We start from the raw sequence: 19,114 nt of genomic DNA on the forward strand, positions 1-19,114 counted from the left end.
TTTCTCCTTCTACATAAAACTTTGCGGTTCATTGTCAATGCTGACTCGAAGATCTTGATTTTCCCGCTCTTGAGTATAGTCCAAAATCTGATTTAAAACCTGTGGTAAGTGGTCTTCAAACCGGTACTTCAACAGAATCTGGTAATGGAATAGATTATGCGTACGAGCAATCGGTTTTGGCGTTGGTCCCAAGATTTGGACTTGGTCCGATAGCCCTGCTTTCAACAGGTCCATCACCTGATAAGCTTTTTTAACCACGACCTCTTCTTGTTTGTGAGAGAGGGTCAAACCTACCGTGTAATAATAAGGTGGATAACCCAACTGATGACGCACCTTCATTTCATAGGCATAAAACCCTTCATAATCTTGGCGTTTTGCGTATTCAATGGCATAATGATGAGGATTATAGGTCTGGATTAGAACCTGTCCTTCTTTATCCGCACGACCGGCTCGTCCTGCCACCTGGGTTAACAGTTGGAAGGTCCGCTCTGACGAGCGAAAATCAGGCAAATTTAGGGCTGTATCAGCATTGAGGACACCGACTAGCGTTACATTGGGGAAATCCAAGCCCTTGGCAATCATCTGGGTCCCCAGTAAAATATCCGCTTGCCCTTGACCAAACTGGTCCAACAAGGCCTCGTGACTCCCTTTTTTCCGAGTAGTATCAACGTCCATCCGCAGAATACGAGCCTCGGGGAAAATTTCTTGTAGCTCATCGTAGGCCTTCTGGGTCCCCGTCCCGTAATAACGAATCGATCGACTTTGGCAATTAGGGCAGACTGTTGGGATGCCCTTGTGGTAATTACAATAATGGCAATCCATCGTCTTGGTATCCATGTGAAGGGTCAAGGAGATATCACAATTCGGACAGGTATCTACCTGACCGCACTCCCGACACATAACAAAGCTGGAATAACCCCGGCGATTGAGCATGAGGACGACTTGCTCTTTTCGTTGCAGACGTTCTGCTATCGCTTCCAGCAACTTAGGCGTATAGGTTCCGGATTCTTGCTGGCCAATATAATCCCTGAAATCAATCACTTCCACCTCTGGAATACGGGCAAGAGGATTGGCTCGTTGGGTCAATTGAAGAAATTCATAGACTCCTTTTCCTGCACGGGCTCGTGTTTCTAGACTAGGTGTCGCCGACCCCAAGACCAAAACAGCCTGGTGATACTGAGCTCGTAGTAAGGCCACTTCACGCGCATGGTAGCGAGGATTGCTATCTTGTTTATAGGTAGCCTCATGTTCTTCATCGATAATAATGGCCCCTAGGTTCTTCAGAGGTGCAAAGATAGCAGACCGCGCTCCTACGACCACTTGAGCTTCTCCACGTTCAACACGTCTCCACTCATCGTATTTTTCACCGTTGGATAGACCTGAATGAAGGATGGCCACTCGATCCCCAAAGCGAGAAATGAAGCGATCCGTCACTTGAGGCGTCAAGGAAATTTCGGGAACCAACATAATAGCTGTTTTTCCCTTTTCTAGCACCTCTTGGATGATTTGGAGATAAACCTCTGTCTTCCCACTTCCTGTCACTCCTTCTAGCAAAAAAGGTTTGGAAGGTTGCCCTATTTTGCTGGTTACCGCTTGAACGGCTCGTTCTTGTTCAGCATTTAAAACCAAGGCCTCTGTCGACTCTTTGTCTTTAAAGTAGGCAGCCGCACGATTGACTTCTTTCTCAAAAATCAGTAAGGCTCCCTGATCGATGAAATAGTTCACAACTGGACGAGAGAATTCCGCCAATAAATCACTCAAAGGCGCATCTTCTTCCTGACCTTGGACAAAGTCTCGCAAGGCCAAGCGCTTTTTAGCATTCTTAGCGATTTCCAAATTTTCAAGTAGGGGTTGATTTACTCGATACCATTTTTCTGTTTTGATATGTTTACGATCCACTGCTTGGTATTCTACTTCCAACTCTCCTTTACGAGTCAGTCGCATCATTCGTGCTTGTGCATCAATATCCAAAGAAGAAAAGGCCAAGCTGGTCGCTGTTCCAAAAATGTCTTCTCGATCCTCTGGCGATAACAATTCTGTCGGATGGAGAATTTTGTCATAGGAAGAATTTAAAACACTCGGTAGCATGGCTTTCAAGAGGGTGATCTTGTAGGCAAAAACCGTCTTTCGCAACTGATCTGCCAGCCAAAATTGCTCCTCTCCTAGAACTGGTTGGTAGTCTAAGACCTCCACGATATTTTTCAATTCTTGATCTTTAACTGCTAGAGTGGTCTCTTCAAGGCCAACCACAATCCCTTGAATGAGCCGATTTCCCTTTCCAAAGGGAACATGCACCCGCATTCCTTTTTCCAAGAAAGGAGAAAACTCTTCTGGTACCTGGTAGCTATAGGGCTTGTCTGTTTGCATCAAGGGAACATCAACGATGACTTGTGCTAGCATGCTTCCACCTCCTTCCTGTCCTAGCGCTAAATAGCAAAAAATAAGATTGAGCGAACCCAACCTTAAATTTTTTCACCATCTTCTTTTTCTTTCGCGATTTGTTCTTTAATTTTACGCTCTTCTTCTTCTTTACGCAAGCGTTCTGCTTCGATTCGACGACGAACCGCTTCACGCTTAGCTTCTGGATCTGGGTGAATCACCACATTTCCTGATTCAATCTCTTCCAAGGCACGCAAGGTAGATTTTACTGATTGAAATTCTTGAGTAGGAGTTGCACCACTCTCTAACTCATGAGCTCGTTTGGCTTCAAGAATAACCAAAGAGTATTTTGACGGTACTTTATCCAACAATGTGTCAATAGATGGTTTTAACATCATAATCTTTTTACCTAATTCCTATTCTAATTATCGTACCACTTGAGTGGCTTTGGGAAGCATTTCTTGGTAGTGACCAATGACCCGATCAACACGGAAATGTTCTGCCTCAATCACACGTTTAACACGTTCTGCAGCCAAAGGTACTTGATCGTTGACAATGGCATAGTCATACTCCCGCATGAGGGCAATTTCTTCTTTTGCTTTTTCAATCCGCTGGGCAATGACTTCCGCACTATCTGTGCCGCGTCCAACCAAACGGTCTTGCAATTCATCCAAATCTGGAGGAGTTAAGAAAATGAAGACGGCATCTGGTACCTTTTTCTTGACCTGCAAAGCCCCTTGCACCTCGATTTCAAGGAAAACATCGATCCCTTTATCGAGGGTTTCGTTCACATAGGTCAAGGGAGTCCCATAGTAATTGCCAACATATTCAGCATATTCGAGCATTTGACCTTGACGAATCAATTCCTCAAATTCTTCACGTGTCCGGAAGAAATAATCTACTCCGTCCACTTCACCTGGACGTTGTGCACGTGTTGTCATCGATACTGAGTATTGAAACTGATTATCTGAGCTTTCAAAAATCTCACGTCTAACCGTTCCTTTCCCAACACCTGAGGGCCCTGAGAAAACGATTAATAATCCTCGATCCGCCATTTTATCTCCTTCGCTGTCTTTCTATCTAGTGTAACAAAAATAGAAAGATTTTTCAACAGATTTTTCCTAGAGGCAAGGCCCTAACCACTTCTCTACCAATGAACCATTTCATCTGTGCTAACCCATTTTTAACACGACTCACAAAAAAATAGCCAACTAAGGTTGTTCCACCTTCGCTGACTATCTTTTATATATGGCTTTTAACAAGCTCTATTTTGCATAATCAATGGCACGTAATTCACGAATAACGGTTACCTTGATGTTACCAGGGTACTCCAAGTTGGACTCAATCTTCTCACGGATATCATGAGCCAAGATGGTCAACTTATCATCCTTGACTTCTTCAGGGCTGACCATAATTCGAATTTCACGACCTGCTTGCAAGGCAAAGCTTGTCTTAACTCCCTCAAAGCCATTTGCAATTTCTTCAAGATCTTGCAGGCGTTTGATGTAGCTTTCAAGAGACTCGCTCCGGGCACCTGGACGCGCTGCACTCAAGGCATCTGCTGCTGCAACAATAACTGCGATGACACTTTCTGGTTCAACATCACCATGGTGACTAGCAATCGTATTGACAACAACTGGATGCTCTTTGTATTTACGAGCTAATTCAGTACCAATTTCTACGTGGCTACCTTCTACCTCACGGTCGATGGCTTTACCAATATCATGAAGGAAACCAGCTCGACGAGCCAAGGTAGCATTTTCACCAAGCTCACTAGCAATAATACCAGATAACTTAGCAACCTCAATGGAGTGACGCAAGACGTTCTGTCCATAAGAAGTTCTGAATTGCAAGCGTCCCATAATCTTCATCAAATCAGGATGTAGATTTGGTGCGCCAATTTCATAGGCTGCTGCTTCACCATATTCACGAATCCGTTGGTCAATTTCCAAACGGTTCTTCTCTACCAACTCTTCAATCCGAGCTGGATGGATGCGACCATCTTTCAAGAGACTTTCCATGGTCATTCGTGCGATTTCCCGACGAATCGGATCAAATGCAGACAGGGTGACTACTTCTGGAGTGTCATCAATAATCACATCCACACCTGTCAAGCTTTCGAAGGTTCGGATATTTCGACCTTCGCGACCAATAATCCGGCCCTTCATTCCATCATCTGGTAAATGAACCGTTGAGTTGGTCTGTTCTGCCACAAAATCCCCGGCCATCCGTTGCATGGCTTGAACCAGGATATCTTTTGCAACTTTATCTGAACGTTCTTTCACTTCCACTTCTGCTTCTCGAATTCGAGTCGCAATCTCTTTGGAAAGTCGTTCTTCTGTTTGCGTTAAGATAATATCACGTGCTTCCGATTGAGTCAGAGAAGCAATTTTTTCTAATTCTTCTTCTTTCTTCTTTTCTAGCTCATGTAATTGTTCTTCACGCGCATCAATGTGTTTAGTTCTATCTGAAAGACTTTGCTCTTTTTGTTCAAGAGCTTGCTCTTTGCTCGTAAGATTGTCATCTTTGCGATCAAGATTATTCGAACGTTCCGCTAAGCGGGTTTCTAATTGTTTTAATTCTTGACGCTCTGATTTAAACTCAGCATCGACTTCTTCTCGATATTTTCTGGCTTCTTCCTTTGCCTCCAAAAGTGCTTCTTTTTTAAGTGAACTAGACTCGTGCTTAGCTTCTTTCAAAATCAAATCAGCTTCGCGCTCTGCCTGTCCACGTAAATTCGTTGCTTCTTGTTCAGCATTTAAAAGAGTAAGTTCTGCAGCCTCTTTCGATGCTTTCATCTTGACTGAGATCCCTACATATCCAATGACTAAACCAATGATTGCGGCAAAAACAATTGCAATTCCAAATTCCATGTTTTTACCCCTAATCTAATGAATAGTTGAATTAAAAAATTCTTTATTATTTTATCATATTTTTACAAAATTAACAAACAAATTTTCTAGCGAAAACTAATCTATTTCTGCTATCATTCTAATGCTTCTTTCCCTTGATTCTAACGGGAAAACACCCTAAAAACAAGCTTCTGAATCCTATTTCAACGGCTACTTGCCACTATCTTCTCTTGTGTTTTCTTCCAGCGCCAATTGTGCTATAATCAAGAAAAAAGAAATTGAGGAAGATACATGACGAAAGAAGTTATTGTGGAAAGTTTTGAACTAGACCACACTGCTGTAAAAGCCCCTTACGTCCGCCTAATCGGAGAGGAAACTGGACCAAAAGGAGATGTCATCTCAAACTACGATATCCGCTTGGTTCAACCAAATGAAGACTCTATCCCGACTGCTGGTTTACATACGATTGAGCACCTATTAGCTATGTTGATCCGTAAGCGCATTGATGGGATGATCGATTGTTCCCCATTTGGGTGTCGTACTGGATTTCATATGATTATGTGGGGTCAGCACGATCCAAAAACCATTGCACAAGTGATTAAATCTTCTTTAGAGGAAATTGCTGAAGCAACAAGCTGGGAAGACGTGCCAGGAACGACGATTGAATCTTGCGGAAACTATAAAGATCACAGCCTCTTTTCTGCCAAAGAGTGGTGCAAATTGATTCTCGAACAAGGTATTTCTGACGATCCATTCACACGCCATATCGTATAAAAAACAAAAGACTTCTCTTTCAAAGAGAAGTTTTTTTAATTCTTAATAATCCAATGCATCGGAATGGCCTTTTCCGTTTCCGACAAAGTAGCCTGTTTTAGCATTGATACTAAACAAATAAGTTCCATCTGGCTTAAAGAGGTTGTAATAACCATTGCCGTTGATGATATTCACGCGTTCCAAGATGTATTGATCTCCAACGATATGCCCACGTTCCCGAGCAATCTTCAGAACTTTCTCCAAAATACCAGGGTTAAAGGTCCATGCAGGATTGTTTACATCGTCAAGCGCTGCTTGGTTGTATGGCACCCGGCTCAAGTTTCGTTGAAGTGGCACACCAGTACTTTGAAGGCCAAAGCCAGAATAGCCTGGGTTCACTCCGCCTATCGTGTTGCCTTCAGTAGCTGGGGCTGGTGTAGGAGCTGGACTGGTTACCGTTCCTGAAGAAACTGCATTTCCACCTGTAGCACTGCCACCATCATCTGTCACGGGTGCTGGAGTCGCAACTTGTTGCGAGCGTCCTTGAGAAGCTGCATCCTTCAATAATTGGTTCAATTGTGTATTAGATGTTGACACATCTGAAAAGACTGCATCACTCTTTACCTGCGCCTTGGTATCGATGGCCCCATCCTTAATAACTGGGCTGGTAAACTGAGAGTTTACTGTTTGAATAGCAGAAACCTGCTTCACCAATTCATCGTATTTACTTTTGGCTGCATCGTATTCCTTGGTGTCTTTCAATTTATCTAAACTGGCTTTTAGTTTTTCCAAATTACCAAAAGAATCATTTTTCAACTTCGTCTGCGTGTCATCTGTAAAGAAAGCTGCATACTGATCGTTAAAATCCTTCAGCAAAGCCTCTGTATTCGCGCTCGTTGAGGAAGAAGAACTAGAGGACTTCTTGCTAGATGAGCTAGTAGAAGAGACCACTGTCGTTTCCCCTTTAGACTGGTTACGGATCCATTGATAAGACAACCAACTAGCCGTAGCAACTGCTGTCAGAGCTAAAACTGAAAACAAAATTGGTTTGACCCGGCTTTTTTTCGGCTCTTCAGGAATCTCAATTTCTTCATCCACATATGGTTCTGTTGGCTCTGGACCAAACTTAATTTTTGCAGGGCGTTCCCCAGGAATTGGATCTGGAATGCGAGTAGATGCAACCTCTTTTTTAGCTGCTTCTGCTGAACTTACTTCTGTTGCAGGTTCTTCGTTTGGAATTGACTCTGTTGCTTCCACAGTGGCTGCTTCCTCTGCCTCAGCCAACATTTCCTTTTGCATGACGATGGTATCAAACTTATGAGCTTCGATTTCCTCACGGTGCTGTTTGATGTATTTATCGAGGACATTATCTGTTTCTTTGACCCCTGCTTCGATTTCTTCAGCTTTGCGGTTCGCTTGGCCAATCGTCATCTCTTTAGCGTCCTTAAAATCAAGAACTGACTCTGCCTCTTGGCCCAACTGTTGTTTATCTTCTTTTGTCATATGTTTCCTTTCTCACTAGTCGCTTGTCGACGTACCCGCTCCCCAAAGAACTGATACAAGTCAACCTTTAAGGTTCCGTTATATAATTTTCGTTTTTTATCTGCTTGTCGCCCAAATTTCTTCTCAAAATTTTCATCGCTGGTCAGGATAAATTTGCTCCAAGTCTTCAAGGGCTCAAAGACCTCTCCCATTTCAGCGTACAATTTTGTAACTCCTGCATCATCGGATAAGCGTTCACCATACGGTGGATTGGAGATAATGACCCCATTGATCTTCTCCGATCGCAAATCTTGCACCCGCATTTGCTTAAAGGTGATATCGCTCGCAACTCCAGCTTTTTGAGCATTTTCTTTGGCAATCTCAACCATCCGCGCATCGATATCGGTTCCCATGATGTCTAGGACAAGGTCCCGATTGATTTTTTTACTAGCCTCTGTGCGAACTTCTTGAATCAGTCGATCATCCACCCAATTCCACTCTTCAAATGAGAAGGTCCGTCTCAAGCCTGGCGCTATCTGGCGAGCCATCATCGCTGCTTCGATACAGAAGGTCCCTGATCCACAAGTCGGATCAACCAAAGGCTTATCTGGATACCAATTGGAAAGTTGAAGAATGGCTGCCGCCATATTTTCCTTAATGGGTGCGCCCCCTTTTTCCGTCCGATAACCACGTTTGAAAAGGCTGCTACCAGTGGTATCAATTAGAATAGTCGCTTGGTCCTTCAAAATGGAAACTTCAATTTTAAATTCTGGTCCATTTTCAATCAATGGAACGCCTTCCGGGCGGGCATAGTGTTTTTGCAACTTTTTAACAACAGCCTTTTTTGAAATCGCTTGTACACTCGGTTCGTTATGCAGTTTGGATTTGACACATTTTGCTTTGGAGATGGGGAAACGTGCTCCTAAAGGGAGGTATTGGTCCCAATCCAAGGCAAAAACTCCTTGAAAGAGTTCTTCAAAGGTACGGGCAGGAAAGGATCCTACGACGATCTTGATTCGGTCTGCAGCCCGCAACCAAAGATTGGTTTCGATGATTGCACGAACATCGCCTTTGAAACGGACTCGTCCATTTTCCACTTGGCAATCGTAGCCGAGCTCTCGTAATTCACGCCCAACCACTGCTTCTAATCCAGCAGCAACTGTCGCAATTAATTCAAATTGTTTTTTCATGTGTTCCTCATTGTTTAAAAAAGAGGTTGAGATTTCTCTCCCCCTCACCACCTATATGCAATTTTCTATAAGCCATGTTTTGTTCCAGAAATGACTAGGTACCATTTCCTTCGATAATCATCTGTCTACTGTTTCCAGTCAGAATGCTATGTTCGTTTCCATGCATCCCATGCCCCGACCAAAGTTTGGGTTGCTAGCTTGAGGGGTTTACCGCGTTCCACTTTTTAGGTTTCCCTAAAAACTACGTCACTGTGGCACTTTCAGAGCTAGTAGAACTTATCCTAAGACTTAGCCCGTTCGCTCGCCGTAACTTGAAGATCAAGTCCCTAGGCTTATGGATTCACCTAGCACAAACACTACAGGCATCACAGCCTGTGCTAGCATGGACTTTCCTCATGAGAGAAAGCTCTCACGCGATTATCCAAAAATTGCACGATTCATCTTTTATGTCTTAAAAATCACGATCTATGACTTGTTTCCCGAAGACTTCTTTTTCAAGACGATTTAAGCGTTTCAAAATATCGAAGTTTGTCGTAGTAGTGACCTGAGGAAACTCATGCTTTGGAGCAGATTCAGGAACTGATGGACTCGGAGTTGCTTGGCTCGTTTTCTTCGCTAATTCTTCACGGAGCCGAGCATTTTCTTCTTTCAATTCCTTCACTAAGGCAGCATAGGTTTCATAGTCTTTGATGACATCATCCAAAAACTCATTTACCTCAACTTTACTAAATCCACGAACTTCTTTTTTGAAATCTTGATCAAAAATATCTTTCGCAGTAAAAATAATACTTGCCATCATTCTCTCCGTTCTAGTTAATCATAATCATTATATAAAAAATGAGGAGCAAAAATCAAGGTAAATCACTTATTTTTCGTAAATTTTTTCCGCTACTTCATTTAAGTCATCAAAGTTTAATCTTTTGACATGATACTGATCCATTTCTAGCATCATTTTGTAAAGATATTTGAGATTTGTTTCGTGTTCTGGATCGTAAAATAAATAAGCGCCATCTGTATTTTCTAACAAAAATGTATTGTATTCTTTAAATTGGCCTGGCTGGCTATAAGAGGGATAGGCATACTTGACAAAATCAACCTGCTTAAAGCGACTAAGGAGTTCTTGATTGGCCTCATTCCAGTTCTCTCCTTGGTTTTCAAACATAAAAATCGTGGCCAACTGTATCTCGTATTCTTTTTTTAATTCCTGGGCAACCTCCAAGGCCCAGGCTTCAAAACCTAGATTACCCGTAAAAATCAGCCACTTGACGCCCTCTTCCAAAAAACGGACTAAATCCCTGCGAATCGCCTCTTTAATAATGGGAAGTCTAGGGTCCTTTGCTGTCAGAATTCCCAATTCAAATGCCTTGTAACCTGTAATCAGTAAACTATTCATTATTTCCCCTCCCTTCTTCATTTTGTGATATAATAGAGTGATGTAATTGTACCAATAAGGAGAATTATGGTCAACTATCCTCACAAACTTAGCAAGAAATCTTCTTCGCCCATCCAGAGGAAGCAAAGTGTAAACTTTGCCAATCGGGGGATGACATTTGAAAAAATGATTAATGAGAGCAATCAGTACTACCTTTCTAGAGGGCTAGCGGTGATTCATAAAAAGCCGACACCCATCCAGATTGTAAAGGTGGACTATCCTCATCGCAGTCGGGCAAAGATTGTGGAAGCTTATTTTCGCCAGGCGTCTACCACAGACTATTCTGGTGTTTATAAAGGACACTACATTGATTTTGAAGCAAAAGAGACCCAGCAGAAACAATCCATGCCGATGAAGAACTTTCATCAGCACCAGATTGATCACATGGCTGCGGTCGTCCAACAGGGAGGAATTTGTTTTGTGCTCTTGCATTTTGCAAAGCTCAATGAGACTTATCTACTGCCAGCTCCTTCCTTAATCGACTTTTACAACATCGATCACGGCAGTAAATCTATGCCATTGACCTTTATACAGGAAAATGGTTATCGTATCGAGACAGATCACCTTCCAAGCGTTCCTTATCTCGATATTATCGAACAGAATCTACTAGGCGGTAATTAAATGAACAAACAAACAGTTATCCAGTGGTTAAAATATGCAGCGATTGCGGCTATTTCCTTATTTTTCCTTTTACTTATCCTGGGTGGGTTGGTATTTGGATACTATGCCTCAAAAGCACCGACTCTTTCTGAGAAAGACCTCATCGCAACGACTTCCAGTAAAATCTATGACAATCAAAACAATCTGATTGCCGACTTGGGTGCTGAGAAACGAATCAACGTAAAAACAAATGAAATCCCAATCGACTTGGTCAATGCGATTGTGGCGATTGAAGACCACCGCTTTTTCAATCACAGAGGGGTCGACTTTATTCGTATTGGAGGAGCCTTCTTCAGTAACCTCCGCGGAGGTCGCCAAGGGGGATCCACTCTTACACAGCAATTGATCAAGCTCACTTACTTCTCTACTTCTTCGTCCGACCAAACCCTATCTCGGAAAATCCAAGAAGCTTGGCTTGCGACACAATTAGAACAAAAAGCCACTAAACAAGAGATTTTGACCTACTACATCAACAAAGTCTACATGTCTAACGGAAACTACGGAATGCAAACAGCTGCTCGTAGCTACTATGCAAAAGACTTGAAGGACCTTTCTCTGCCACAAGTGGCCCTATTGGCCGGAATGCCTCAGGCACCCAACCAATACGACCCTTATACCAATCCGGAAGCTGCACTCCAACGCCGTAATCTGGTTCTTAAAGAAATGTTGGACATGAAGTCCATTACAAACGAACAGTACGAAAGTGCCGTCAATACACCTGTTACAGATGGTTTACAAAGTCTGACAGGCTCAAGCAACTATCCTGCTTATATGGATAACTACCTTAAAGAAGTCATCCAACAAGTCGAAGAAGAAACAGGCTACAATGTCTTGACAACTGGTATGGATGTCTACACCAACGTCGATACCGCAGCTCAAAAACGTCTGTGGGATATTTACAACTCTGACGAATATGTCAATTATCCAGATAATGAGTTGCAAGTTGCTTCTACTATCATCGACGTGACAAACGGAAAAGTCATTGCTCAGTTGGGATCCCGTCATCAATCATCTAATGTATCCTTCGGTACCAACCAAGCTGTCGAAACGAACCGAGATTGGGGTTCTACAATGAAACCTATCTCAGATTATGCTCCCGCGATTGAACATGAAGAATATAGCTCCACTGGAGTAACCATTCCTGATACACCTTACAACTTCCCTGGTACAAATACGCAAATTTATAACTGGGATAGACAATACTATGGTAATATCAGCATGGTCTATGCTCTCCAACAATCCCGTAACGTTCCTGCGGTCCGGGCCCTCGAAAAAGTTGGTTTGAAGAAGGCTCAGAAATTCTTGAGCAGCATCGGAATCGATTATCCAGAAATGGTATATGCAAATGCCATCTCAAGTAATACCAGCGACTCTAGCAACAAATACGGGGCTAGCAGTGAGAAAATGGCCGCTGCTTATGCAACCTTCGCAAATGGCGGTACCTATTACAAGCCACAATATGTGAATCGGGTTGTCTTTAGCGATGGTACAACGAAGAACTTCGATACCTCTGGAACACGAGTGATGAAAGAAGCCACAGCTTACATGATGACAGATATGTTGAAATCAGTTATCACAGCTGGTACAGGATACAATGCAAATATCTCTGGTCTTTATCACGCTGGTAAAACAGGTACCTCTAATTATGCCGACAACGAATTAAAAAAACTGACCAAAGACTACAATTACTCAAGTATTGTGACACCTGATGAATTGTTTGTGGGTTACACCACGCAATATTCTATGGCTGTATGGACAGGATATACCAATCGCTTGACTCCAGTCCTAGATGATGGAATCAAAGTCGCGACGGATGTCTACAAACAAATGATGCTGTATTTGTATGAGCAATACGGATCAGGTAGCGAAGACTGGACCCAACCAAGTGGCGTATACCGTAGCGGTTCCTACCTCTATCTTAATAATGGTAAGAACAACTACAATTACTACTATTATGAGCCAAGCTATACAGTTGATGAAACGAGCGAATCAACAGAAGACAGCTCAAGTTCATCTAGCTCAGAAGAGAATTCTCAACACACAGAATCATCTTCTAAAGAGAATGAGCAAAATCACTAATTAGACCACACTATATTAATAAAACACGATTGTTCTTAAACAATCGTGTTTTTTCTTATATTTGTTACTTAGAAGCCAAGGCACCCATCGGATCCCATGGAGCCAAGACGATTGGCTCTGCCTCATAAGCAGCCAATTCTTCCGCCGTCAACAGTTCCTTGCGGACGACGATTTGGTAGGTGTATTCGTCCATCCAGGCATCAGAAGCTACAAAGTAGCCATCTGTTCCGACTTTATCTCCCCAAGAATTCTCAACCTTCCATTTGAGAGAGCGTCCAGCTTCGTCCAGATCTACACCAGTCAAGACCATGGCATGGGTCATGAGACTTTCCGCATAATCCAAACGCCCTGCCTTATCTTGAGTCAGCTGGATATCCATTCCCGCTTCAAAATCGTAAACATCTGTCGCAAGGATTCCAGCTTTCCGGTTGCTGACTTGGCCGACATCCGATCCAAACCAAACAGTTTCTCCAGCTTTCATTTGGGAAATGGCCAATTCTTTCAAGCGCTCCATCGGAACGTTGAGGTAGCGGACTTCCCGGCTACCGACCACATTCCCCAGCATCTCAACTGTGTAGGACTGGCCATAAGGCTTGTCTGCCGTTGGCGCATTGATAACAGAAACGTAGTCCTCCAACTGAAGATCCACATATTTTTTGTAAAAACTTTGAGGTGTCAAGCCAGACTCTGTGTGGAAGTTATTGTCCTTATCGCGATAAGAGAAACTAAATGTACGAGGGGGCAAGCCCAGTGACATAGCTAAGAAATTAAAGATTTCTTGGAGGAGCTCTTCTTTCTTGCTTTGAACCGTTGCTTGATCTGCTCCACTCGCAAGCAATTCGCGCAGGATCTGCGCATCTTGACGCAACAATTTGTTTAAGTAGGTATTGAGCTCTCGGCTATTGCTAGATGAGATGGATTCTGGATAGACAGACTTGGGTACAACCCCATATTTTTCAAAAAGGGAAACGACCATATCCCATTGACCACCATCTTGTTGAGGGGTTTGAAGGAGGAAGGCCACCTTGCGGCTGGTCAAATCCTGGTCCGCTGTCGCAATGATTTGTTCCAAGAACCAGTTGGATTTTTCGTACTTGTCCCAGAAGAAGGTATGAGCTTGAGACAACTCAAAATCCTCTAATTGGAAGCTGGCAATCATTTTATGACGGAAGGTATTCAGAGCCGCAAACATCCAGCAACGACCTGAAGCTTTCTGGTCCGTCACCTTGTCCTTGGTTAAATCAAGAGAAAAGACGGGTGTATTTTCAACTGCACTTTTGCGTGTCTCTAAAGCTGCATGAATCCCATTGTGGGTGATGGCATTTTCAAGAGCCACAAATTTCACATTTGCTTGGTAATTCGCATAGAGTTGATCTGTAAATTCTTGTGTTAATTCTGACATAAGATTCTCCTTTGTAAAGCTACTTACCATTATAGACCATTGGCTAAAATCTTCAAGTAAAAATTGTTTTAAAGGTCAGAAGAATGGATAGTGTAGATTATTTGATCTCCGACATAGCCTTTTCTGGCAACAGCATTTGGGAGAGTAGCTAGATATTGCATCCCAGCTTTTTCCATAACCCTTCCCGAAGCAGGGTTCAAACTGACATACTTGGCCTGAATTTCCTTGAATCCCACCTCTACCAACAAAAAGTGTAAAACAGTCTGGAGGGCTTCTGTCATCAGACCTTGACCCCAGAAGTTCTTCCCTAGAATATAGCCGACTTCACACAGTTCTTTTTGTGGATTCTGAGAAACGACACTGATATCACCTATCACTTGTGTGGGATCATCTTTCTTGCAAATCGCCCATTTGTATGTGTTTTCCTCTTGGTAATGAAGGAGCCATCTCTCAATTGAAGCTTGAGTCACTTGAGGATTTGTATGGGGATCCCAAGTCACATATTTAAGATTATCTCTATCAGACGCCCAATTTTCAAACATTGCCTTTGCATCCTCTACAACAAAGCGTCTTAATAATAAACGCTTGGTCCCCAATTCAATAGAACCTAATTTCCTCATCCTCTTTCCTCCTTTCCTGTTTTAAAAAAGTCGGCTCAACCGACTTTTCTTTCCTATCAACGCCAGAAGGTATCAAACTTAGAGTTCATCTCACAGCTATTTTTCCGCAACCAAATCATAAGGAAAATATGAAAGTCCTTCTAATTCCTTATAATCCAAGCCCTTAAGCTTGCAGAGAGCCCCCGACTCAAAGGACCAGTAGCCATAATAATTATCAATGTTGCGCTTATGCAAATCATACCAGCCTTCATCTCTACATCCCTGATACCATTTTTTAGTCAAGTATTCTTTCAAGAGAGATACAGCCTTTTCAGAATTTTCTTCCTCTATAATCTTTCGAGTAAAACCATAGGGTCTTGGGAAATTATAGTTGATACGAATCTTCCACTCTGGATGACGTGATTGAATCAAGTAATCTATCAAATAATCCTCTGGATCATCCTTTTTGACTAAGTCTACTAACCGATCAAAAATCCCCTCCTCAATATCTAACAGAATCCCAATAGAAAGAGCCCGAATCATTTGGAGATAGCCAGAATTGCTCTGCCAAACTGGAAGAAGGCTATTAACAAAATTAATGTATTCCTCCTTAAAATCTTCAATAGGATAACCTGCTGTATAGGTAGCTATCATTTTCTTTTCTTGATAAATAGAAATATCTTCTTTAGTTAGCCTAATAACTTCTTCAATTGGACGTTTATAAGGATTAATTCCTTGGTTAAGTTGGTCTAACTCTTGTAACCATTCCTTAATCATCATTTCATTAAATTTAATGAGTTCATTAATTTTCTCTTCAATAAAAATAGTATCTCTTTTCATCATTTTTCCTCTTATGGGCAAATGCCACCTGGTTTACTCTAATAACTAATTATGCATCCCCTTTAATTTGTTACTTCTTCTGGGACAGAATATAGAATCATGGTTTCTGAAGCTATCTACATAGACACCTCTTTGATCAAATGGCTATTCTCCGCCTCTTAGCCAATTTTCCTGCTGAGCTTTTTCGACAAAATCATGCGCCTTATCGATATCTAGGCTTGACTCCGTAGAACCTTCATTAGACCCACCATTTTCCTGGTCATCTCGACTACCCTCCTCTTCTTTCTCAAGCCCTGAAGAGGATTCGTATTCTTCAGGCTCTTCTGTTCGATGCTCTAAAACTGATTCAACATCTCTGCTATCTTCGATAAGATTTGATTCCGTATCCATTTTTAAGATAGGATGGTAAAAAAAATGAAATCCAACAACTACAAGAGCCAGAGCTAAAAGGGCGATCATATTCCGTTTCCCAGCTTCTTCCTGAGGAATTTCTACTCCCTTTGTTGGTAAAGTCTTCCACTCAGGGTGTTCAAGCTCCGCCTCTTTTTTCGCATTGTAAACAGGTAAAATAAGAAACTGATTCATCAGAGAAAGAGCACCAATGCCAATCAGTACATAGACCATATAGCGAGAATGGTTGACTACCATCTGGATATAAAACACAGTAGCTATTAAAGCAATCAGTATATTCAGCATAAATCGAATCTTCAATTCTTTTTTTAGTTGAAGATATTTTTCTTTTGACATCCCTTTACCTCATTTCGTCTAAAAGACCGACTTAAAAGTAACTCCAGTCTCATATTTTTATAGGAGCACTCTCTTAGACTCACTCCTTTTATTCCATTCCTAAGCAACAAGAATCATTACTCTTATCATACCGGATTTGTTCCTCGATATCAAACTATTTACTAACTAGCGTTATTCTAATCTTCTCTCATAGCTAGACAATCCCTCTGCTAGCTTTTGAAATAAGAGTAAAGAAAAAAGAGAAGATCAACTCGATCTTCTCTAGGCTTGTTTTTTGACCTATCTGGTCACTTTATCTGTCGACTTTTCTTACCTATCAACGCCAGAAGGTATCAAATACCGTAATCGGTAGATGGCGTTTGTGTTGGCCTTTGTGCCACCAGTTTTCAATGGTTGCTTGAGCTTCCGGGCTAACTGATTTTCCTTCTAGGTAGTCATCAATTTCTGCATAGGTCACCCCAAGAGCTACTTCGTCAGCGATACCTGGCTTCTCCTCTTCCAAATCCGCAATCGGTACCTTTTCATACAAGGCAGGATCAGCTCCCAGCGCCTGAAGCAACTGCTTGCCTTGGCGCTTGTTAAGGCGGTAGAGAGGCAGAATATCGGCTCCACCGTCTCCAAACTTGGTAAAGAATCCAGTGATGTTTTCGGCTGCATGGTCTGTCCCAATGACGGCTCCGCTATAGGCACCCGCTAAAGCATACTGAGCAATCATCCGACTCCGGGCCTTGATATTGCCCTTGTTAAAGTCTGAGACATCCGTTCCTGTCGCTTCGACAGCACGCTCCATGGCATCGACCGATTCCTTGATGTTCACGACCAGGCTGACGTCTGGCTGGATGAAGGCCAAGGCCTTTTGGGCATCTGCTTCATCCGCTTGGACACCGTAGGGCAAGCGAACTGCAACAAACTGATAACTGGCATCTCCAGTCTCTGCCCGCATTTCCTCCATGGCTAATTGAGCCAGGCGACCCGCTAGGGTCGAGTCCTGACCTCCTGAAATTCCTAAGACAAAGGTCTTTAGAAAAGGATGTTTTTGCAAGTAATCCTTCAAAAAATCAATCGACCGGCGAATCTCTTCTTGAGGATCAATGACTGGTTTGACCCCTAATTGGGCAATAATGTCTTCTTGTAGGCTCATTCTTCTTCACCTCCCAAGGCTTTCTGACGCATCTGATCAATGAGGTCCATCTTATCTTGCCAAACATCCTTGGCCAAGTCCACGGGATAATGTTGTGGATTGAGGACACGTTTGTACTCATCCCAGAGCTTGTCAAATTCCTTCCGAGCATAGGCTTGGATATCCATCAAGGTTGGCAATTCGTAGACCTGTTTTCCATCCTTGAAAATATCGACCAAGAGCGGGATGGCATCAAAATCACGAACCGTCTTCTTGATATAGGTGTAGGTCGGATGGAACATTTTGATTTCTGTCAGTTCATTGACATCTACTCCATCGTAAGTGATGTAATCCCCTTCAGATTTGCCTTTTTCCCGACTGGTAATACGCCAAACTTGCTTCTTCCCTGGGGTTGAAACTTTTTCAGCATTGTTAGACAGCTTGATGGTATTTCGCATTTGACCATTGTCGTCTTCGATAGCAACAATCTTATAGACTGCTCCGAGGGCTGGTTGGTCATAAGCTGTGATCAACTTGGTTCCGACACCCCAGACATCAATCTTAGCCTTTTGCATCTTCAAGTTGAGGATGGTGTTCTCATCCAAATCATTTGAAGCATAGATCTTCGCTTTTGTGAAACCAGCTTCATCCAACTGCTGGCGAACCTTTTTCGAGATGTAGGCAATATCTCCAGAGTCAATCCGCACTCCTAGGAAGTTGATACGATCGCCCATCTCACGCGCCACCTGAATCGCAGCTGGAACTCCGATGCGTAACGTATCATATGTATCCACCAGGAAGACACAGTTGCGATGGGTCTCAGCATAGGCCTTGAAGGATTTATAATCATCGCCATAGACCTGCACCAAGGCATGGGCATGGGTCCCAAGGACAGGGATGTCAAAGAGTTTTCCTGCACGTACGTTACTGGTCCCGCTAGCGCCTCCAATAACGGCTGCACGGGTTCCCCAGATAGCCGCATCCATTTCTTGTGCCCTACGAGTTCCGAACTCCATCAAAGGTTCGTCTTCGATCACAGACTTGATCCGAGCCGCTTTTGTAGCAATCAAGGTTTGGAAATTGACAATATTGAGGAGGGCCGTTTCGACCAATTGACACTGGGCTAGCGGTCCTTCTACTTGAACAATCGGCTCATTGGCAAAGACCAGGTCCCCTTCTTTGGCAGAACGAACGGTCAATTCCATTTTAAAATTTTTCAAGTAATCCAGGAAGGCTCCTTCGTAGCCCAAAGATTCTAAGTAGGCAATATCCGACTCTGAAAAACGTAGATTCTTCAAATAGTTGACAATGCGCTCAAGACCTGCAAAGACGGCATAGCCATTTTTAAAAGGTTGCTGGCGGAAATAGGCTTCGAAGACCGCCTTTTTATTATGGATGCCTTGCTCAAAGTAAACCTGCATCATATTGATTTGATACAAATCCGTATGGAGAGTTAAACTATCATCTGGGTACATGTTTGATCCCTCTTCTTTTTTTACGTCATGGCACCAGTCACGCTCTGTCAACTGGCACAGTCCAAAATAATTTTAAACACATTATAGCACATTTTAAGCAGGAC

At 42.7% G+C, this 19,114-nt stretch carries 17 protein-coding genes and 1 other RNA gene; 3 read left to right on the forward strand and 15 right to left on the reverse strand.

Going from position 1 to position 19,114, the window contains the following annotated elements:
• Positions 1–9: 9 nt before the first annotated feature.
• The 4 genes from QM873_RS07900 to QM873_RS07915 form a co-directional block, all read right to left on the reverse strand.
• Positions 10–2,400, reverse strand: a complete 2,391-nt coding sequence (locus QM873_RS07900; protein WP_414279124.1) for a primosomal protein N' — start codon at positions 2,398–2,400, stop codon at positions 10–12.
• Positions 2,401–2,462: 62 nt separating this feature from the next.
• Positions 2,463–2,777 carry a DNA-directed RNA polymerase subunit omega gene (rpoZ, locus tag QM873_RS07905; RefSeq protein WP_006596845.1) on the reverse strand — a complete coding sequence of 105 codons (315 nt, stop codon included), beginning with the start codon at positions 2,775–2,777 and terminating at the stop codon, positions 2,463–2,465.
• Positions 2,778–2,804: 27 nt separating this feature from the next.
• Entirely contained in the window at positions 2,805–3,434 is a 630-nt protein-coding gene (gene gmk / locus QM873_RS07910; RefSeq protein ID WP_006596846.1) for a guanylate kinase, read from the reverse strand.
• Positions 3,435–3,644: 210 nt separating this feature from the next.
• Positions 3,645–5,252, reverse strand: coding sequence for a ribonuclease Y (locus tag QM873_RS07915; RefSeq protein ID WP_048715288.1), 1,608 nt, complete (start codon positions 5,250–5,252; stop codon positions 3,645–3,647).
• A 270-nt stretch (positions 5,253–5,522) separates the two neighbouring features.
• Here QM873_RS07915 and QM873_RS07920 point away from each other — a divergent pair, with 270 nt between their 5' ends.
• Positions 5,523–6,005 (forward strand): S-ribosylhomocysteine lyase, encoded by a 483-nt coding sequence (locus QM873_RS07920; protein ID WP_006596848.1) that lies wholly within the window; start codon positions 5,523–5,525, stop codon positions 6,003–6,005.
• Between the two features lie 42 nt (positions 6,006–6,047).
• Here QM873_RS07920 and QM873_RS07925 read toward each other — a convergent pair whose 3' ends face one another.
• The 5 genes from QM873_RS07925 to QM873_RS07945 all read right to left on the reverse strand — a co-directional run bounded on the left by QM873_RS07925 (position 6,048) and on the right by QM873_RS07945 (position 10,049).
• Positions 6,048–7,487: a cell division site-positioning protein MapZ family protein gene (locus QM873_RS07925; RefSeq protein ID WP_233332303.1), complete on the reverse strand. Its 1,440-nt coding sequence runs from the start codon at positions 7,485–7,487 to the stop codon at positions 6,048–6,050.
• Positions 7,484–8,656, reverse strand: coding sequence for a THUMP domain-containing class I SAM-dependent RNA methyltransferase (locus QM873_RS07930; RefSeq protein ID WP_048715286.1), 1,173 nt, complete (start codon positions 8,654–8,656; stop codon positions 7,484–7,486). The genes QM873_RS07925 and QM873_RS07930 overlap by 4 nt, the downstream gene beginning before the upstream one ends.
• 63 nt (positions 8,657–8,719) lie before the next feature.
• An RNA gene (gene rnpB / locus QM873_RS07935) (RNase P RNA component class B) lies at positions 8,720–9,085 on the reverse strand.
• 22 nt (positions 9,086–9,107) lie between these two features.
• The gene (gpsB, locus tag QM873_RS07940; protein WP_195348302.1) at positions 9,108–9,452 is read right to left on the reverse strand and encodes a cell division regulator GpsB; all 345 of its coding nucleotides are present in this window, start codon (positions 9,450–9,452) and stop codon (positions 9,108–9,110) included.
• A gap of 69 nt (positions 9,453–9,521) precedes the next feature.
• Positions 9,522–10,049 (reverse strand): SLOG family protein, encoded by a 528-nt coding sequence (locus tag QM873_RS07945; RefSeq protein WP_195348301.1) that lies wholly within the window; start codon positions 10,047–10,049, stop codon positions 9,522–9,524.
• A gap of 66 nt (positions 10,050–10,115) precedes the next feature.
• Between QM873_RS07945 and recU the strand changes: the two genes are divergently transcribed.
• Together recU and pbp1a are read left to right on the forward strand one after the other, a co-directional pair.
• Entirely contained in the window at positions 10,116–10,709 is a 594-nt protein-coding gene (gene recU, locus QM873_RS07950; RefSeq protein ID WP_125336196.1) for a Holliday junction resolvase RecU, read from the forward strand.
• Positions 10,710–12,827: a penicillin-binding protein PBP1A gene (gene pbp1a / locus QM873_RS07955; RefSeq protein WP_414279125.1), complete on the forward strand. Its 2,118-nt coding sequence runs from the start codon at positions 10,710–10,712 to the stop codon at positions 12,825–12,827.
• Between the two features lie 64 nt (positions 12,828–12,891).
• Here the strand turns inward: pbp1a and pepC are convergent, their stop codons facing one another.
• The 6 genes from pepC to QM873_RS07985 form a co-directional block, all read right to left on the reverse strand.
• The gene (pepC, locus tag QM873_RS07960; protein WP_414279126.1) at positions 12,892–14,229 is read right to left on the reverse strand and encodes an aminopeptidase C; all 1,338 of its coding nucleotides are present in this window, start codon (positions 14,227–14,229) and stop codon (positions 12,892–12,894) included.
• A 68-nt stretch (positions 14,230–14,297) separates the two neighbouring features.
• Complete coding sequence (locus QM873_RS07965) at positions 14,298–14,849, reverse strand: GNAT family N-acetyltransferase (protein ID WP_154854854.1); 552 nt, start codon at positions 14,847–14,849, stop codon at positions 14,298–14,300.
• Between the two features lie 96 nt (positions 14,850–14,945).
• Positions 14,946–15,671, reverse strand: coding sequence for a PoNe immunity protein domain-containing protein (locus QM873_RS07970; RefSeq protein ID WP_414279127.1), 726 nt, complete (start codon positions 15,669–15,671; stop codon positions 14,946–14,948).
• A gap of 141 nt (positions 15,672–15,812) precedes the next feature.
• Positions 15,813–16,415 (reverse strand): hypothetical protein, encoded by a 603-nt coding sequence (locus tag QM873_RS07975; protein WP_414279128.1) that lies wholly within the window; start codon positions 16,413–16,415, stop codon positions 15,813–15,815.
• Between the two features lie 316 nt (positions 16,416–16,731).
• Positions 16,732–17,556 (reverse strand): ammonia-dependent NAD(+) synthetase, encoded by an 825-nt coding sequence (gene nadE / locus QM873_RS07980; protein WP_129270655.1) that lies wholly within the window; start codon positions 17,554–17,556, stop codon positions 16,732–16,734.
• Positions 17,553–19,010: a nicotinate phosphoribosyltransferase gene (locus QM873_RS07985; RefSeq protein WP_120701198.1), complete on the reverse strand. Its 1,458-nt coding sequence runs from the start codon at positions 19,008–19,010 to the stop codon at positions 17,553–17,555. The genes nadE and QM873_RS07985 overlap by 4 nt, the downstream gene beginning before the upstream one ends.
• Positions 19,011–19,114: the final 104 nt, after the last annotated feature.

Source organism: Streptococcus australis (assembly GCF_047463015.1).
In the GTDB taxonomy this organism is placed as follows: domain Bacteria; phylum Bacillota; class Bacilli; order Lactobacillales; family Streptococcaceae; genus Streptococcus; species Streptococcus australis_F.

Excerpts from the sequence above, each read along its gene's own strand:
- QM873_RS07970 (WP_414279127.1), bottom strand. The coding sequence starts at position 15,671 with ATGATGAAAAGAGATACTATTTTTATTGAAGAGAAAATTAATGAACTC.
- pepC (WP_414279126.1), bottom strand. The coding sequence starts at position 14,229 with ATGTCAGAATTAACACAAGAATTTACAGATCAACTCTATGCGAATTAC.
- QM873_RS07975 (WP_414279128.1), bottom strand. The coding sequence starts at position 16,415 with ATGTCAAAAGAAAAATATCTTCAACTAAAAAAAGAATTGAAGATTCGA.
- QM873_RS07915 (WP_048715288.1), bottom strand. The coding sequence starts at position 5,252 with ATGGAATTTGGAATTGCAATTGTTTTTGCCGCAATCATTGGTTTAGTC.
- QM873_RS07985 (WP_120701198.1), bottom strand. The coding sequence starts at position 19,010 with ATGTACCCAGATGATAGTTTAACTCTCCATACGGATTTGTATCAAATC.
- QM873_RS07925 (WP_233332303.1), bottom strand. The coding sequence starts at position 7,487 with ATGACAAAAGAAGATAAACAACAGTTGGGCCAAGAGGCAGAGTCAGTT.
- nadE (WP_129270655.1), bottom strand. The coding sequence starts at position 17,556 with ATGAGCCTACAAGAAGACATTATTGCCCAATTAGGGGTCAAACCAGTC.
- QM873_RS07945 (WP_195348301.1), bottom strand. The coding sequence starts at position 10,049 with ATGAATAGTTTACTGATTACAGGTTACAAGGCATTTGAATTGGGAATT.
- recU (WP_125336196.1), top strand. The coding sequence starts at position 10,116 with ATGGTCAACTATCCTCACAAACTTAGCAAGAAATCTTCTTCGCCCATC.
- QM873_RS07900 (WP_414279124.1), bottom strand. The coding sequence starts at position 2,400 with ATGCTAGCACAAGTCATCGTTGATGTTCCCTTGATGCAAACAGACAAG.
- rpoZ (WP_006596845.1), bottom strand. The coding sequence starts at position 2,777 with ATGATGTTAAAACCATCTATTGACACATTGTTGGATAAAGTACCGTCA.
- gpsB (WP_195348302.1), bottom strand. The coding sequence starts at position 9,452 with ATGGCAAGTATTATTTTTACTGCGAAAGATATTTTTGATCAAGATTTC.
- QM873_RS07920 (WP_006596848.1), top strand. The coding sequence starts at position 5,523 with ATGACGAAAGAAGTTATTGTGGAAAGTTTTGAACTAGACCACACTGCT.
- pbp1a (WP_414279125.1), top strand. The coding sequence starts at position 10,710 with ATGAACAAACAAACAGTTATCCAGTGGTTAAAATATGCAGCGATTGCG.
- gmk (WP_006596846.1), bottom strand. The coding sequence starts at position 3,434 with ATGGCGGATCGAGGATTATTAATCGTTTTCTCAGGGCCCTCAGGTGTT.
- QM873_RS07930 (WP_048715286.1), bottom strand. The coding sequence starts at position 8,656 with ATGAAAAAACAATTTGAATTAATTGCGACAGTTGCTGCTGGATTAGAA.
- QM873_RS07965 (WP_154854854.1), bottom strand. The coding sequence starts at position 14,849 with ATGAGGAAATTAGGTTCTATTGAATTGGGGACCAAGCGTTTATTATTA.